The sequence below is a fragment of the Bradyrhizobium sp. USDA 4501 genome (genome assembly GCF_054062115.1).
In genome coordinates this window covers 6,746,624-6,762,396 of sequence record NZ_JBSSEX010000001.1, presented here as the reverse complement: position 1 = coordinate 6,762,396, position 15,773 = coordinate 6,746,624, and the positions used below count along the sequence as shown (strand labels likewise).

At 65.9% G+C, this 15,773-nt stretch carries 11 protein-coding genes; 3 read left to right on the top strand and 8 right to left on the bottom strand.

What is annotated here, in order from left to right; translation table 11 throughout:
- Positions 1-4: 4 nt before the first annotated feature.
- Positions 5-2,785, top strand: coding sequence for a malto-oligosyltrehalose synthase (treY, locus tag ACVWZM_RS31135; RefSeq protein ID WP_076823923.1), 2,781 nt, complete (start codon positions 5-7; stop codon positions 2,783-2,785).
- Positions 2,786-2,794: 9 nt separating this feature from the next.
- On the opposite strand, the gene ACVWZM_RS31130 is transcribed toward treY, so the two are convergent.
- The gene (locus ACVWZM_RS31130; protein WP_038382949.1) at positions 2,795-3,103 is read right to left on the bottom strand and encodes a polyhydroxyalkanoic acid system family protein; all 309 of its coding nucleotides are present in this window, start codon (positions 3,101-3,103) and stop codon (positions 2,795-2,797) included.
- Between the two features lie 168 nt (positions 3,104-3,271).
- Between ACVWZM_RS31130 and ACVWZM_RS31125 the strand changes: the two genes are divergently transcribed.
- A complete protein-coding gene (locus tag ACVWZM_RS31125) occupies positions 3,272-3,436 on the top strand; it encodes a DUF3309 family protein (RefSeq protein ID WP_076823921.1) in 165 nt (54 codons plus the stop codon).
- A gap of 79 nt (positions 3,437-3,515) precedes the next feature.
- Here the strand turns inward: ACVWZM_RS31125 and ligD are convergent, their stop codons facing one another.
- The gene (gene ligD / locus ACVWZM_RS31120) at positions 3,516-6,158 is read right to left on the bottom strand and encodes a DNA ligase D (protein WP_076824211.1); all 2,643 of its coding nucleotides are present in this window, start codon (positions 6,156-6,158) and stop codon (positions 3,516-3,518) included.
- A gap of 116 nt (positions 6,159-6,274) precedes the next feature.
- Between ligD and ku the strand changes: the two genes are divergently transcribed.
- On the top strand, positions 6,275-7,162 hold the full coding sequence (gene ku / locus ACVWZM_RS31115; RefSeq protein ID WP_057015087.1) for a non-homologous end joining protein Ku: 888 nt from the start codon (positions 6,275-6,277) through the stop codon (positions 7,160-7,162).
- 112 nt (positions 7,163-7,274) lie between these two features.
- On the opposite strand, the gene ACVWZM_RS31110 is transcribed toward ku, so the two are convergent.
- From ACVWZM_RS31110 to kdpA, 6 genes are all read right to left on the bottom strand, one after another.
- Complete coding sequence (locus ACVWZM_RS31110) at positions 7,275-7,517, bottom strand: DUF6496 domain-containing protein (RefSeq protein WP_076823917.1); 243 nt, start codon at positions 7,515-7,517, stop codon at positions 7,275-7,277.
- Positions 7,518-7,665: 148 nt separating this feature from the next.
- The gene (locus ACVWZM_RS31105) at positions 7,666-8,355 is read right to left on the bottom strand and encodes a response regulator (protein ID WP_057014875.1); all 690 of its coding nucleotides are present in this window, start codon (positions 8,353-8,355) and stop codon (positions 7,666-7,668) included.
- Positions 8,352-11,063 carry a sensor histidine kinase gene (locus ACVWZM_RS31100; RefSeq protein WP_076823914.1) on the bottom strand — a complete coding sequence of 904 codons (2,712 nt, stop codon included), beginning with the start codon at positions 11,061-11,063 and terminating at the stop codon, positions 8,352-8,354. The genes ACVWZM_RS31105 and ACVWZM_RS31100 overlap by 4 nt, the downstream gene beginning before the upstream one ends.
- Positions 11,064-11,102: 39 nt before the next feature.
- Positions 11,103-11,708 carry a K(+)-transporting ATPase subunit C gene (locus ACVWZM_RS31095; RefSeq protein ID WP_057014873.1) on the bottom strand — a complete coding sequence of 202 codons (606 nt, stop codon included), beginning with the start codon at positions 11,706-11,708 and terminating at the stop codon, positions 11,103-11,105.
- A gap of 113 nt (positions 11,709-11,821) precedes the next feature.
- Positions 11,822-13,933 (bottom strand): potassium-transporting ATPase subunit KdpB, encoded by a 2,112-nt coding sequence (kdpB, locus tag ACVWZM_RS31090; RefSeq protein WP_076823911.1) that lies wholly within the window; start codon positions 13,931-13,933, stop codon positions 11,822-11,824.
- 23 nt (positions 13,934-13,956) lie between these two features.
- The gene (gene kdpA / locus ACVWZM_RS31085) at positions 13,957-15,660 is read right to left on the bottom strand and encodes a potassium-transporting ATPase subunit KdpA (protein ID WP_076823907.1); all 1,704 of its coding nucleotides are present in this window, start codon (positions 15,658-15,660) and stop codon (positions 13,957-13,959) included.
- Positions 15,661-15,773 lie beyond the last annotated feature (113 nt).

Below are 15,773 nucleotides of genomic sequence, written 5' to 3'. Positions count from 1 at the left end.
CACAATGCCTCCGGCGATCCCGATCGCGACCTACCGTCTGCAACTCACTGCCGATTTTGACTTCGATGCCGCCGCCGGCGTGGCGCCGTATCTCAAGGCGCTCGGCATCAGCCATGTCTATGCGTCGCCCTTCATGAAGGCGCGCAAGGGCTCGACCCACGGCTATGACGTCGTCGACCACACCAAATTCAATCCGGAGCTCGGCGGCGAGGAGGGCTTTGCGCGGCTGAGCGACGCATTGAAGCGCCATGATCTCGGCCTGATCCTGGATTTCGTGCCGAACCATGTCGGCGTTCACTTCGCCGACAATCCGTGGTGGCTCGATGTGCTGGAATGGGGACCGGCGTCGCCGCACGCGGTCTCCTTCGACATCGACTGGGACCAGCTGCCCTATCGCGCGCGCGGCGGCGTGCTGTTGCCGATCCTCGGCTCGTCCTATGGCCAGGCGCTGGAGCGCGGCGACATCGAGCTGCGCTATGACGCGAACGAGGGCAGCTTCTCGGCCTGGTATTTCGAGCACCGCCTGCCGATCGCGCCGGAGCGCTATGGCGAGGTGCTGCGCACCATCGTCCGCGAGGCCGCGGCCGAAGACAGCCCGACCGGACGCGCGATGCTCGAGCTCGCCGCGCAATACCGGGCGCTGCGTCGCCCCAACCGCGTCGAAGCGCCGGCGCTGAAGGCGGCGATCAAGGCGATCGAGGGCGGCGCCGACATCATCGCACGCGGCCTCGATGCCTATCGCGCCGGCGAGGACCGCCCGACCCAGACGCTGGCCCTGCATCATTTGCTGGAACGCCAGCACTACAAGCTCGGCCACTGGCGGCTGGCGTCCAGCGACATCAACTATCGCCGCTTCTTCGACGTCAACACGCTGGCCGGCCTCAGGGTCGAGGACGCCGCGACCTTCGAGGCGAGCCACAACCTCGTGAAGCGGCTGATCGCCGAAGACCGGCTGCAGGGCCTGCGGCTCGACCATATCGACGGCCTGCGCGATCCCGCGCAGTACTTCCAGCGGCTGCGCCGCCTGATCCGCTCCGCGCAGGGCGCGAAGGCCAGGCCGTTCTACATGGTGATCGAGAAGATCCTCGGCGAGGACGAGAAGCTGCCGAAATTCAGCGGCGTTCACGGCACCACCGGCTATGAATGGATGAACACGATCAGCCAGGCACTGGTCGACGGTCGCGGCCTCGATCCGCTGAACGAGATCTGGCGCCAGATCAGCAACCAGTCGCCGAACCTGACGCCAGTGTTGCGCGAGGCCAAGCAACGCGTGCTGGAGACACTGCTCACCAGCGAATTCACCGTGCTGGCGCGGCTGCTCGCGCGCATTGCCAGCGGACACTACTCGACCCGCGACTTCTCCGGCGACAGTCTGCGGCAGGCGCTCGAGCTCTATGTGCTGCACTTTCCGGTCTATCGCACCTATCTGACCGCTTCCGGCCCCGCCGCGCATGACCGCACGCTGATCAGCGAGACCATCGAGCGCGCTCGCGCCGACTGGTTCGCCGCCGACGAGGGTATCTTCGATTTCCTGCGCGATGCCTTGACCATGGACCTTTTGCAGCCCGGCCGGCCGCCGCATGGCGCGCCGCGGGTGCGACGCTTCGCGCTGAAGGTGCAGCAATTCACCGGGCCGATGATGGCGAAGTCGCTGGAGGATACCGCCTTCTATCGCTATCACCGGCTGCTGGCGCTCAACGAGGTTGGCGGCGATCCGGCGGCGGGTGCGATCGCAGCGGAGGCCTTTCACGCCATGATGCAGGCCCGCGCCCGCGAATGGCCGCACGGCATGACGGCGACCGCGACCCACGACACCAAGCGCGGCGAGGACGCCCGCGCCCGCATCATGGCGCTTGCGGAAATCCCCGGCGAATGGACCAGCGCGGTGGCGCGCTGGAAGGTGCTGAATGCGCCGCATCTGGTGCTCGACGGCGAGATGCGCGCGCCATCGGCGACGTTCGAATACATGCTGTATCAGGCCCTGCTCGGCGCCTGGGATCCCGATGATGCGTCGCTCGCCGCCCGCATCCAGGCCTACGCGCTGAAGGCGGCGCGCGAGGGCAAGCAGGAAACCAGCTGGCTCAATCCGCACCAGCCTTACGAGGCCGGCGTGAAAGCCTTCATCGAGCGGATCCTCGATCGCAAGACCTCGCCGGAATTCCTCGATGCGCTGGGGACGCTGGCGCAACGGACCGCGTTGATCGGCGCGCTGAATTCGCTCAGCCAGATCACGCTGAAGGCAACCATGCCGGGCGTGCCGGATTTCTACCAGGGCACCGAAAGCTGGGATCTTTCGCTGGTCGACCCGGACAACCGCCGCCCGGTCGACTTTGCCGAACGGGCGGGAATGCTCGCAGCACTGGAGACGCCGGATTGGGATGCGCTGGCGCAAGACTGGCGCGACGGCCGCCTCAAATTCGCATGGACGCGGCATCTGCTCCGGCTCCGCAACGAGATGGCCGATGTGTTCACCAGCGGCGACTACGTGCCGCTCGCGGTCAGCGGCCCGCACCGCGATCACGTCATTGCCTTCGCGCGGCGCCATGGCCGCGAGGCGGCCATCGTTGCGGTGGCAAGGTCATTCGCCCCGTTCACGCAGGGCGGCCGCAGCTGGCCGCGCCCCGAGGCTTTTGAAGGTGAAATCGACGCGGCTGGATATGCGCTCAGGGATGGCGCAACCCGGATTCAGCTCCCGGAACTGTTCGGCAATCTGCCGGTTGCCGTGCTCAAGACAAAGGTCGCGGGGACGAAACGCACCGCAAGGCCGGCCCGCTCGCACGCCTGACGTCCTGCGTCAGCGCTTGGTCAGCAGCAATTTCCCGCGCTTCTGGATCGCCACCTGCGCGACCTCGGCGAACCGTTGCAGCAGCCACGGCAGCGTCACCTCGACGCGCACATGGGCATCCTCGACATCGACATGCCCGGCCGCGACCTGCCCCAGCGCCCGGACACGAAAGCTCATCCGGTTGTCGTCCCAGCGCTCCTCGTCGACGCTTATGACCGGCAGGTTCGCCGTCGCGCGCGACAGGCCCGTTTTCAAGCGGCGCATCGCCTCGTCGCGGCCGAGGCTATGGGGTATCGAAACGATCAGCGGCGCCGACATTGCGATGCACTCCTCCGTGGGTTTGGTTGATGTAGTTCTGTTCCAAGGCAAACGGAAGAACCACACAGGTTTATCACAGCGCCAACTCCGGAACCTTCACAGTTACGGGTTGTTTTCCTTCCCGAAGGGCAGAAACGAGACGGGCCCGCGGGGCTGAGGAGACGCTAGATGTCAATTGGAACGATCATTCTCATCATCCTGGTCATTGCGCTGCTTGGCGGCTTCAGCGGCATCGGCGGCGGACCGTTTTACGGTACCGGCTATTACGGCGGCGGCGGGCTCGGCCTGGTCGTCGTGATTCTGCTGATCCTGCTCCTGATGGGACGACTGTAGCCCTTGGTAGCGTTGCGTCCTGCCGATATCGACGACCAGCATCACCCGCGAAAGCGGGTGGTGCTTCGTTGGACGGCGCTTACTTGGCCGCGAGCTTCTTCATCGCCGACTTGATCGACGACGCTGCGTCCTCGTAGCCATCCCAGGCCTTCGTCTTCGCGAGCAAGGCCGGCACGGTGCGCAGCGTGAATTTCTTCGGATCGAGATCACCGCGCAGCTGCGGCCAGGTCAGCGGCATCGACACTGTCGCCCCCGGACGCGCCCGCGGCGACAACACCGCGACCGCCGTCGACATCCTGTCGTTGCGCAAATAGTCGAGGAAGATCTTTCCCGTGCGCTTGGCCTTGGACATGTTGATCAGATAGCGCTCGGGATCGTCCTGCGCCATCCACTGGCAGACCGCCTGTGCGAACGCCTTGGCTTCCTTCCACGTCACCTTGTCCCTGCTGCCTGCGAGCAGCGGTGTGACGACGTGCAGCCCCTTGCCGCCGGTGGTCTTGCAGAAGCTTTCGAGGCCGACCGCGGTCAGCCGTTGCCGCATGTCCTTGGCGGCGTCGATCACGTCGGTGAATGCAACATCGGGCGCGGGATCGAGATCGAACACCAGCCGGCCCGGCGTGTCATAGGCATCGGGCGCGCAATTCCAGGGATGCAGCTCGAGACCGCCGAGCTGCGCGACTGCTGCCAGGCCCTCGATCTGGTCGATCTGCAAATAGGGTTTACGGTCGCCCGAGACCTTCGCAAGCTTGAGCAGTTTTGATGTGCCGGCCATCGCATGACGCTGGAAGAAGGTCTCGCCCTTGATGCCGTCGGGCGCACGCACGATCGAGCACGGCCGGCCCTTGAGATAGGAGATCATCCATTCGCCGACCGCCTCGAAATAGTTCGCGAGGTCGAGCTTGGTCACCGGCTCGCCATCGCCCGCATCGGGCCACAGCGCCTTGTCCGGGTGCGAGATGACGACGCCCATCACCTCGCTGGACGCCTTCCCGGTACCCTTCTTCGCCGCGCCCTTGGCCATCGGCTTCACCACTTTGGTTACAACCGGCCGCTCGGCCTCGACCTCGTGCGCCGGCTTGTCCTGGCGCAGGCCCTTGAAGGCGGCCTGGCGGATATTGCCGGCGTCGGTCCAGCCGGCGAACTCGATCTCGGCGACCAGCTCCGGCTTGAGCCAGTGCACGTCGCGGGTCTTCTTCGGCGCGTCCTTGCCGCCGAACGGGTTCTTGTCCGCCTCCGCCGCCTTCAGTGCCGGCATGATGCGGCGGACCGTGTCCTGGCCGAAGCCGGTGCCGACGATGCCGACAAACGCCAGATGATCGCCGCGATAGACGCCCGCCATCAGCGAGCGAAATTTGCCATTGGTGGTCTTCCAGCCGCCGAGCACCACCTCATGGCCGGCGCGGATTTTTGCCTTGGTCCAGTCGTCGGAGCGACTGGAACGGTAGGCGCCGTCGAGCCGTTTGGAGACGATGCCTTCGAGGCCGAGCTTGCGCGCGGATTCCAGCACCGCCTCGCCGCGCTGCTCGAAATGTTCGACATAGCGGATCAGAGGGTTCTTGCCCTTGCGCGCCGCGAGCAATTGCTTCAGCCGCGTCTTGCGCTCGGCGAGCGGCAGCGGGCGCAGGTCCTCGGTGCCGGCGAACAGCAGGTCGAACGCGTAGAAGATCAGCCGATCCGTCTTGCCGTCGGAGAGCGCGGCCTGCAGCGTCGAAAAATGCGGCGTGCCGTTCTTGTCGAGCGCGACGATCTCGCCATCGATCAGCGCGTCGGGCAGCTTCTCCGCCTCCTTCACGATCGCGCCGAACTTGGCGGTCCAGTCGAGCCCCTTGCGCGTCTTCAGCACGGCCTCGCCGTCTTCGACGCGGAGCTGCACGCGGTAACCGTCGAACTTGATCTCGTGGCACCAGCCCGTGCCATTGGGTGGAGACTCCACCGCGGCGCAGAGCTGCGGCGCGACGAAATCGGGCATCTCCGATACCTGCTTCGGTTTCGCCTGCCGCGTCACTTTCAGCCGCTCCTTGGGCGCCGGCGCCTTGGTCCTGGCGCGCGCGTCCGCAGCCATGCCGTGGTTGGACTGCCAGACCGCGTCCGCCTTGGCCTTGCCGTTGCCCTTGGCCAGCATGAACGGCTTCGGCGCCCGGCCCTTGCCGGCCGCGATCTGCGCCATCGAGCGTCCGGAGGCGACCGAACGGTCCTCGTCGAGGATCTCCTCGCCGTTGCCGTCAACGGCATATTCGTCGCGGTGCTTGATCAGGAGCCAGTTGGTGCGCTTGCCGCCAAAGCGGTCGCCCTTCATCCGCACCAGCACCCAGCTGCCGTGCAGCTTGTCGCCCTCAAGCGTGAACTTCAGGTCGCCCTTCTTGAAGCCGCGCTCGGGATCGTCCGATTCCCAAGTGCCGCGATCCCACAGCTGCACCGTGCCGCCGCCGTACTGGCCTTCGGGAATGGTGCCTTCGAAATCGCCATAGTCGAGCGGATGATCCTCGACCTCCACCGCCAGCCGCTTGTCATGCGGATCGAGCGAGGGCCCGCGCGTCACCGCCCAGGACTTGAAGACGCCGTCGAATTCGAGCCGCAGATCGTAATGCAACCGCGTCGCGTCGTGCTTCTGGATGACGAAGCGCCGCTGCTTGCTCGGTGCGACCTTGACGTCGCCCGACGGCTCGTTGGTCTTCTCGAAGTCGCGCTTCTTGCGATAGGTGGACAGGTTTCTCAGCGACACAACAAACCTCGGCAAACCCTCGGCGCAAACGACGGCCGCCGCCTCCGTGCGGCCATCAGGAACCAAAACCCACGGTATCCGTTCAAGTTCCAAACTCAAGCTGTTTGGAGGCGATCATGGCCGCTCCCCGCGCCTACTGGAAAGGCACGCTCAAGCTCTCGCTGGTGTCATGCCCGGTGGCGCTCTACCCGGCCTCGACCGCGGTCGAGAAGACCCGCTTCCACATGATCAACCGGGAGACCGGCAACCGGCTGAAGCAGCAGATGGTCGATACCGAGACCGGCGACGTTGTCGAGGGCGATCAGAAGGGCCGCGGCTACGAGGTCAGCAAGGGCAAATATGTCGAGATCGAGAAGGACGAGCTCGAAGCGGTGCAGATCGAGAGCAACCATACCATCGACATCGACAGCTTCGTGCCCGAGGGCGAGATCGACAAGCGCTATCTCGACCACCCCTACTACATCAGGCCCGACGGCAAGGCCGGCGTCGACGCGTTCGCGGTGATCCGCGACGCCATGAAGGATCAGGACCGCGTCGCGCTGGCGCGGATCGTGCTGACCAACCGCGAGCATGTGATCGCGATCGAGCCGCTCGACAAGGGCATGCTCGGCACCACCTTGCGTTACCCCTACGAGCTGCGCGACGCCGACGATTATTTCGACGACATCAGGAGCCCGAAGGTCACGAAGGACATGATCGAGCTCGCCGGCCATATCCTCGACAGCAAGGCCGCGCATTTCGATCCGTCGAAATTCAAGGACGAGTACGAGACCGCGCTGAAGGCCCTGGTCCGCCGCAAGGCGGCCGGCAAGCCGATCAAGGCCGCCGAGCGCGAGGAGAAGCCAAGCAACGTCGTGAGCCTGATGGACGCGCTGCAGCAGAGCCTGAAAGGCGGCAAGAGCGGCGCAAGGCGCTCGCGCTCCACCGCGCGCCGCCCGACCCCGCATCGCCGCGCCGCCAAGAAGGCGCACCGGTCAAGCGCGCGGCGACGCAAGGCGGGATGAGATCTCTCGTCCTTGCGAGCGCAGCGAAGCAATCCATCTCTCCACATACGCGGAGGGATGGATTGCTTCGTCGCTACGCTCCTCGCAATGACGGATGGATGCAACTCGTCCGCTACTTCTTCTTCGAGCTCTTCCGCTTCTTGGCAGTCTTGCGCTTCTTCGCCGTCTTCTTCTTTGACGACTTCTTCGGCACTTTCCTGCCCTTGGCGCGTGCCTCGGACAAGCCGATCGCGATCGCCTGCTTGCGGCTCTTCACCTTCTTCTTGGAGCGGCCGCTGCGCAGCGTGCCTGCCTTGCGTTTCTTCATCGCGCCCTCGACATCGCGCGATGCCTTCCGCGAATATTTCCTTGCCATGGGTTTTCTCCCGGTGAGGGAAAACAAGCCTCGATGGCAGCGAAAGTTCCGTTTGGTGTCGTCGGACGCCGGCACCAACGTAGCCCGCATGAGCGCAGCGACATGCGGGAGATGCCCCGGATATCGCTTCGCTCATCCGGGCTACCTGTTAGTCCGCCGCGCGCAGCCGATAGCCGATGCCGGTCTCGGTCAGCACGAATTGCGGACGCTCCGGGTCGGCCTCGATCTTCTGGCGGAGCTGGCGCACATAGACGCGCAGATATTGCGCGTCGGTCAGTTCGTCCCACAATTCCTTCAAGAGGAAGCGGTGGGTCAGCACCTTGCCGGCATGCTGAACCAGCACGCGCAACAGGTCATATTCCTTCGGCGACAGCTTGATCTCTTTGTCGCCGACCTTGACGATCCGGCGCACCAGATCGACCGAAAGATCGCCGGAGCGAAACACCGGCCGCTCGCCCTGCACCTGCAACTGGTGCCGCAGCGCCGCGCGCAGCCGCGCCAGCAATTCGTCCATGCCGAACGGCTTGGTCAGGTAGTCGTCGGCGCCGAGATCGAGCGCCTGCACCTTGCCGGCCTCGTCGCCGCGGCTCGACAGCACCACGATCGGCACGCTCTCGTTGCGGCCGCGGATCATGCGCAAGAGGTCATGGCCCTGAATGTCGGGCAATCCGAGGTCGAGGATGATCAGCGCCGGTCCCTCACCCAGCATCTCCAGCGCCAGCTTGCCGTTGGATGCCTCGAGGATGTCATAGCCCTGCGTGCTCAGCCCCATCCGCAGCAACTTGCGGATCGGCGGCTCGTCGTCGATGACCAGGACCTTGATCGGCGTCGCGTTCATGCAGCAGTGTCCAGCGCGTTGGTGTCGGCAGGGATCGGCAGGCGGATGGTGATGACGGCGCCGCTGCGGTCGGCGCGGTTGGCCGCCGCGATCGTGCCGCGCATCGCCTCGACGAAGCCGCGCGAAATCGCAAGCCCGAGGCCGGTACCGGGACGGACATGGTCGCCCTTCTCGGCGCGATAGAATTTGTCGAACACGCTTTCGAGCTCGGCCGCGGGAATCCCGTTGCCTTCATCGAGGATCTGCAGCGCGATGGTGTCGCGATCGCGGGCGCCGCGGATCGAGATCGTGGTGTCCGACGGGGCGTATTTGGCAGCGTTGTCGAGCAGGTTGAACAGCACCTGCTCGAACAGCACGGCGTCGAGCTCCAGCATCGGCAGATCGGCCGCGAGCTCCAGCGACACCCGGTGATGCACCAGGATCTTGCTCGCCCGCCGCAGCGCGCTGCCGACGATCTCGCCGACATCATGGCGCGCCGTGTTCGGCACGATCGCGCCGGATTCCAGCTTGGTCATGTCGAGCAGATTGGCGATGAACCGATTCAGCCGCTCGGACTCGTCGATCACGGTGGCGAGCAGATCGTGCTTCTGCGCATCGCTCAGGTTGGCGCCGAGGTCGCGCAGCGCCGAGGCCGAGCCGAGCACCGAGGCCAGCGGCGTCTTGAGATCGTGCGAAATCGAGGTCAGGAGCGCGCCGCGCAGCCGGTCGGATTCCACCGTGCGCTTGACGCGGTCCATGTCCTCGACCAGCAGCACGCGCTCGATCGCCAGCGCGCCCTGATCGACCAGCGCATCGAGCAGCCGGCGCTGGTCCGGCGTCAGCAAGGGCCCGGTGCGGTCGTCGTCGATGCCGATCACCCCGATCGGGCCGCGGCCGGTGCGCATCGGCAGGAACAGCCGTTTTCCCCCCGGCAGCGTGTCGGAGCCGCGGCCGGCCGGACGGTCGTTGCCCCAGGCCCAGTTGGCGGCGGCAAGATCGGCCTGGTCGAGCTGATCCTCCGGCGGATAGCCGCTCTTGACGGTCAGCATGCCGTCCTCCGGCAGCAGCAGCACCACGCGCACCTTGAGCATCAGCGCAATCTGGTAGGCGGTCGCCCACAGCACGTCGTCCAGTGTCGCGGTGCCGGCGAGCTTGCGGCTGAAGGCGTAGAGCGATTCGGTGGTGCGGACCCGGCTGATCGCGGTGTCGGCCTGGGTGCGCACCCGCGCCGCGACGTTGGAGACCAGCAGCGCGATCAGCATGAAGAAGAAGAACGCCGCGACATTGGTCGGGTCGGTGATGGTGAAGGTATAGACCGGCGGCAGGAAGAAGAAATTGTAGCACAGCGAGGCCGCGACGCTCGCCAGCAGCGACGGCCCGAGGCCGTAGCGCGCCGCGGCGCCGACCACGGCGGTGAGGAACACGAGGTCGACATTCTCGATGCCGAAGAACGGCTGGATCAGCTTGGCCGCGCCGAGCCCGAGCGCCGCCAGCAGCAGCGCCATCAGATAGGGCCGCGGATTGAACGGCTCCTGCCGCTGCGCGGTCTGCACCGCCGCCTTGCCGACCGGCAGCTCGTCGCCGGCGATCACGTTGACGCTGATATTGCCGGCGCGGCGCACCAGATCGTGCACCACGGACCCATGCGTCAGCTCGAACCAGCGCGAGCGCGTCGACTTGCCGATGATGATCTGGGTGACGTTGTTGGCCTGGGCGAAATTGATGACGTCGTCGGCGATACGGCGGCCGACGCCGGGCAGCGTCAGCGCCTCGCCGCCGAGCGATTCCGCGAGCCGCATGGTGTCGGCCAGCCGGTCGCGCTGCTCGTCGGAAAGTTGCAGGCTGCGCCGCGTCTCGATGCTGACCGCGGTCCATTGCGCATGCAGCCGGTCGGCGAGGCGCTTGGTGTAGCGCACGAGGCCGGCCGCGCGCGGATCCTCGCTCAGGCAGACCAGGATGCGCTCGCCGGCGGCCCAGGGTCCGGCAATCGCATTGGCCTGCATGTGGTTGAGCAGCTGCTCGTCGACCCGCTCGGCCGTGCGGCGCAGCGCCAGCTCGCGCAGCGCGGTGAGATTGCCGGGCGAGAAATAGTGTTCCAGCGCCCGCTCGGCCTGCTTGGGCACATAGACCTTGCCCTCCTTCAGCCGCTGGATCAGGTCGTCGGGCGTCAGGTCGATCAGCTCGATGGCATCGGCGCGATCGACCACCGAGTCGGGCACCGTCTCGCGCACCCGTACATGGGTGATCTGCGCGACGACGTCGTTGAGGCTCTCGATGTGCTGGATGTTGATCGCGGTATAGACGTCGATGCCGTGCGACAGCAGCTCCTCGACGTCGAGATAGCGCTTGGGATGCCGGCTGCCCGGCGCGTTGGTATGGGCGAGCTCGTCGACCAGCGCGAGCTGCGGCCGCCGCGCGATCAATGCATCGAGGTCCATCTCCTCTAGCGTCTGGTCGCGATAGGTCAGCCGCTTCCGCGGCAGCACCTCGAGACCCCTGAGCAGCGTCTCGGTCTCGACCCGACCGTGGGTTTCGACGACGCCGACCACGACGTCGACGCCCGCCTTCAGGCGGGCGTGGGCGCTCGAGAGCATCTCGTAGGTCTTGCCGACGCCGGGGGCGGCGCCGATGAAGATCTTCAGCCGTCCCGATCGATCGGTCTCCCGGCGCGCCGCCTCCAGCAGCGCATCCGGCGAGGGTCGTTTGTCAGGGTCGCGCTGATTGGCCATACCGCAATATAGTCATCCTGCGAGGGGCAGCCTACTCTCCTATTTTGGCTTTGCCGCGTCGAGCGCCAGGTTGAGCGCAAGAACGTTAACACGGGGCTCGCCGATCACGCCGGCGAAGCGGCCCTGCGTGTTCTGCGTCACCAGCTCACGCACTGCGTCCTCGGACATGCTGCGCGCTTTGGCGACCCGCGGCACCTGGAACAGCGCGGCGTCCGGCGAGATATCCGGATCGAGCCCGCTGCCCGACGTGGTCACAAGATCGACCGGCACGCTGGCGGACGGGTTCTCCGCCTTCAGCTTCTCGACATCCTCCTTGACCCGGTCGTTCAGCGCCTTGCTGGTCGGGCCGAGGTTGGAGCCGCCGGAATTGGCCGCGTTGTAGGGCGCCGGCACTGTCTTCGTGGAGTCGTTCGGATCGGGCGCGACCGTCGCCGACGGCCGGCCATGGAAGTATTTATCTTCCTTGAACTCCTGCCCGATCAGGGCGGAGCCGATCACCTTGCCGTCCTGCTCGATCAGGCTGCCTTGCGCCTGGCGCGGGAAGATGACGCCGGCGATGCCGGTGATGGCGAGCGGATAGGCAAGGCCCGTGATCGCGGTCAGCAGGACCAGCACGAGGATGGCGGGGCGGATTTCTTTCAGCATGACTGGTCTCCTAAATCTCTTTCGTCATTGCGAGCGAAGCGAAGCAATCCATGGATCGGCATAACGGATGGATGGATTGCTTCGTCGCTTCGCTCCTCGCAATGACGTTGTGGTTAAGCCAGGCCCAAAGCGGCGACGACGAGGTCGATCGCCTTGATGCCGATGAACGGGATGACGATGCCGCCGAGACCGTAGATCATCAGGTTACGGCCGAGCAGCGCGCCGGCACCCACCGCGCGATACTTGACGCCCTTCAGCGCCAAGGGAATCAGCGCGATGATGATCAGCGCATTGAAGATGATCGCCGACAGGATCGCGCTTTGCGGACTCGCCAGGTGCATCACGTTCAGCACCTGAAGCTGCGGATAGAACGCGAGGAACATCGCCGGGATGATCGCAAAGTACTTCGCGACGTCGTTGGCGATCGAGAACGTGGTCAGCGCGCCGCGGGTCATCAGCAGCTGCTTGCCGATCTCGACCACCTCGATCAGCTTGGTCGGGTTGGAATCGAGGTCGACCATGTTGCCGGCCTCGCGGGCGGCCTGCGTGCCGGTGTTCATGGCGACGCCGACATCGGCCTGCGCCAGCGCCGGCGCGTCGTTGGTGCCGTCGCCGCACATCGCGACCAGCTTGCCCTTGGACTGCTCGTCGCGGATCAGCTTGAGCTTGTCCTCGGGGGTTGCCTGCGCCAGGAAGTCGTCGACGCCGGCCTCGGCCGCGATCGCGGCCGCGGTCATCGGGTTGTCGCCGGTGATCATCACGGTGCGGATGCCCATGCGGCGCAGTTCGGCAAAGCGCTCGCGGATACCGCCCTTGACGATGTCCTTCAGGTGCACGACGCCGAGCAGCTTGCCGTCCTTGGCGACGGCCAGCGGCGTGCCGCCGGCCTTTGCGATCTCGTCGGCGATCGACTGGATCTCGCGCGCTTCGGCGCTCATCGTCGCCGCGAGCGCGCGGACGGTGTTGCCCGAGGCGACGGTGCGGGGCGAGCCGCCGTCGATATAGGCAAGGATCGCGTCCACCGCGCCCTTGCGGACCGACGACGTGCCGGCATCGATGCCGCTCATGCGGGTCTGCGCGGTGAACGGCACGAAGGTCGCGGCAAGCTCATGCATGTCGCGTCCGCGGATGCCGTATTTCTCCTTGGCGAGCACCACGATCGAGCGGCCTTCCGGCGTCTCGTCGGCCAGCGAGGCAAGCTGCGCTGCGTCGGCGAGGTCCTGCTCGGCGACGCCGCGGATCGGACGGAATGCGGTCGCCTGGCGGTTGCCGAGCGTGATGGTGCCGGTCTTGTCCAGCAGCAGCGTATCGACGTCGCCGGCAGCCTCCACCGCGCGGCCAGACATCGCCAGCACGTTGAAGCGCACCAGGCGGTCCATGCCGGCGATGCCGATCGCCGACAGAAGCGCGCCGATCGTGGTCGGGATCAGCGTCACGAACAGCGCCACCAACACCACGACCGAAATCGAGCCGCCGGCATAGGCCGCATAGCTCGGGATCGTCACCGTCGCGAACACGAAGATGATGGTGAGGCCGGCCAGCAGGATGTTGAGCGCGATCTCGTTCGGCGTCTTCTGCCGCTCGGCGCCCTCCACCAGCCTGATCATGCGGTCGATGAAGGTCGAGCCCTGGGCTGCGGTGATGCGGACACGGATCCAGTCCGACAGCACCTGGGTGCCGCCGGTGACCGCGGAACGGTCGCCGCCGGACTCGCGGATCACGGGCGCGGATTCACCCGTGATCGCGGCTTCATTGACCGAGGCCACGCCTTCGATCACCTCGCCGTCGGACGGGATGTTGTCGCCGGCCTCGACCAGCACGACGTCGCCGACCTTCAGCGAGGTGCCGGGCACCATGCGATAGGTCCGGTCGGTGCCGGTGAGCAGCTTGGCTTGGCTCTCGGTGCGGGTCTTTTTCAGCGATTCCGCCTGCGCCTTGCCGCGGCCTTCGGCAACGGCCTCGGCGAAGTTGGCGAACAGCACCGTGAACCAGAGCCAGAGGATAATCTGGAAGGTGAAGCCGAGATTGGCGCTGCCGGTGACGAGGTCGCGGACGAAGATCACCGTGGTCAACGCGGCCACGACCTCGACCACGAACATCACGGGGTTCTTCGCCATCAGCCTAGGATCGAGCTTGACGAAGGCCGAGCGGATCGCCGGCACCAGGATCTTCGGGTCGAACATGGTCGACGCCGTCACCTGCTTTTGCAGTCTTGTGGTTTCCATGGTTGTCACTCCGGACAATTCGATCAGAACAGGGTGTTGGCGTTCATGGCGAGGTGCTCGACGATCGGCCCGAGCGCCAGCGCCGGGAAGAAGGTGAGACCGCCGATGATCAGGATCACGCCGATGACGAGGCCGACGAACAGCCCGCCGGTGGTCGGGAAGGTGCCCGCCGAGGCCGGGATCGACTTCTTCTCGACCAGCGAACCTGCAATGGCCATCGCCGGCACGATCATGAAGAAGCGGCCGACGAACATCGCGGAGGCGAGCGTCAGATTGTAGAACAGGGTGTTGCCGGTGAGGCCCGCGAAGGCCGAGCCGTTGTTGCCGGTCGCCGAGGTGAACGCGTACAGCACCTCGGTGAAGCCGTGCGGGCCGGAGTTCGCCATCGAGGCCACCGCCGACGGCAGTACCACGCCGACCGCGGTCCAGCCGAGATACATCAGCGGCAGCACCAGGATCGCGAGCATCGCCATCTTGACCTCGCGCGCCTCGATCTTCTTGCCGACATATTCCGGAGTGCGGCCGACCATCAGGCCGGCGACGAAGATCGCCAGCACGACGAACAGCAGCATGCCGTAGAAGCCGGCGCCGACGCCGCCGATGATGACCTCGCCGAGCTGCATGTTGATCAGCGGGATCATGCCGCCGAGCGCGGTGAAGCTGTCATGCATGGCATTGACCGCGCCGCAGGAGGCGGCAGTCGTGACGACGGCGAACAGCGAGGACGCGACGATGCCGAAGCGGACCTCCTTGCCCTCCATGTTGCCGCCGGTGAGACCGAGCGCGTGCAGCGCCGAGGTGCCGTTGGCTTCCGCCCAGTAGGTGACGGTGACGCCGGCGACGAACAGGATGCCCATCACGGCGAAGATCGCCCAGCCCTGGCGCTCGTTGCCGACCATGCGGCCGAACACGTTGGTCATGGCGGCGCCGAGTGCGAAGATCGAGACCATCTGCACGAGGTTCGACAGCGCGGTCGGATTCTCGAACGGATGCGCGGCGTTGGCGTTGAAGAAGCCGCCGCCATTGGTGCCGAGCATCTTGATCGCGACCTGCGAGGCCACGGGCCCGAGCGCGATGGTCTGCTTGCCGCCCTCCAGCGTGGTGGCGTCGACATAAGCGCCGAGCGTCTGCGGCATGCCCTGCCAGACCAGGAACAGCGCGTAGACGACGCAGATCGGCAGCAGCACGTAGAGCGTGCAGCGCGTGACATCAACCCAGAAATTGCCGACGGTGCGCATCGACGAGCGGGTGAAGCCGCGGATCAGCGCCATCGCCAGCGCGATGCCGGTCGCCGCCGACAGGAAATTCTGGTGGGTGAGGCCGACCATCTGGACCAGATAGGACAGCGTGCTCTCGCCGCCGTAGTTCTGCCAGTTGGTGTTGGTGATGAAGGAGATCGCGGTGTTGAAGGAAAGGTCCTCGGCGACCGCCGACTGTCCGGCCGGGTTGAACGGCAGCACCGCCTGCAGCCGCATCAGGCCGTAGATGATGGCGAAGCCGCCGACATGGAACAGCAGCATGGCGACCGTATAGGTCAGCCAGTGCTGCTCGCGCCGCTCGTCGACGCCGCCGACCCAGTAGATGCCGCGCTCGACCGGGCGCAGCACGGGCGCCAGGAAGGTGCGCTCGCCGTTGAACACGCGGGTCATGTACCAGCCGAGCGGTTTGACCAGCGCGGCAACGATCGCGCAGAACAGAATAATTTGAATCCAGCCGATGACGGTCATTGCGTCAAACCTTTCGAATGGGAGCGAAGCGCAGCATCGACGCGAACAAGCCGAGCAACAGCCCGGTCAGCATCGCGTCGGCTAACAGAATTGTGCAAAGCGCTGACATCGCG

What these genes read in the sequence shown, in the direction of transcription:
- treY (WP_076823923.1), top strand. Translation starts at nt 5, where the DNA reads ATGCCTCCGGCGATCCCGATCGCGACCTACCGTCTGCAACTCACTGCC.
- ACVWZM_RS31130 (WP_038382949.1), bottom strand. Translation starts at nt 3,103, where the DNA reads ATGTCGGCGCCGCTGATCGTTTCGATACCCCATAGCCTCGGCCGCGAC.
- ACVWZM_RS31125 (WP_076823921.1), top strand. Translation starts at nt 3,272, where the DNA reads ATGTCAATTGGAACGATCATTCTCATCATCCTGGTCATTGCGCTGCTT.
- ku (WP_057015087.1), top strand. Translation starts at nt 6,275, where the DNA reads ATGGCCGCTCCCCGCGCCTACTGGAAAGGCACGCTCAAGCTCTCGCTG.
- ACVWZM_RS31110 (WP_076823917.1), bottom strand. Translation starts at nt 7,517, where the DNA reads ATGGCAAGGAAATATTCGCGGAAGGCATCGCGCGATGTCGAGGGCGCG.
- ACVWZM_RS31105 (WP_057014875.1), bottom strand. Translation starts at nt 8,355, where the DNA reads ATGAACGCGACGCCGATCAAGGTCCTGGTCATCGACGACGAGCCGCCG.
- ACVWZM_RS31100 (WP_076823914.1), bottom strand. Translation starts at nt 11,063, where the DNA reads ATGGCCAATCAGCGCGACCCTGACAAACGACCCTCGCCGGATGCGCTG.
- ACVWZM_RS31095 (WP_057014873.1), bottom strand. Translation starts at nt 11,708, where the DNA reads ATGCTGAAAGAAATCCGCCCCGCCATCCTCGTGCTGGTCCTGCTGACC.
- kdpB (WP_076823911.1), bottom strand. Translation starts at nt 13,933, where the DNA reads ATGGAAACCACAAGACTGCAAAAGCAGGTGACGGCGTCGACCATGTTC.
- kdpA (WP_076823907.1), bottom strand. Translation starts at nt 15,660, where the DNA reads ATGACCGTCATCGGCTGGATTCAAATTATTCTGTTCTGCGCGATCGTT.